1 protein-coding gene is annotated in these 250 nt (G+C 53.6%); it reads right to left on the reverse strand.

Translation table 11 applies throughout. From position 1 onward, the window contains the following. Window positions 1-50: 50 nt before the first annotated feature. On the reverse strand, window positions 51-250 hold a 200-nt coding region (locus tag ACUHMQ_RS21460), incomplete at its 5' end, for a transposase (RefSeq protein WP_445297441.1).

The following is a 250-nucleotide window of genomic DNA, read 5'->3' on the forward strand; positions in this document are numbered from 1 at the left end:
TTGGATCTGGTTCTACAATCACGAACGCCCTAACATGGCCTTGGGCGGTATTACCCCAATACAGCGGCTGGCCATGGTCGCATAGCGCTACTTCTGACTCCCCTTAAAAATGGGGGGATTACCCCCCAATCAGCGGTGATATTGCGCAGCGCCAGCCAGATGAGCTTCGTCGCAGCTTCATCAGATGGGAAGTGACCTCGGGTCTTAATGATCTTGCGTAGCTGAGCGTTGATGTTCTCGATGGCGTTTG

Source organism: Chitinimonas violaceus, assembly GCF_052601015.1.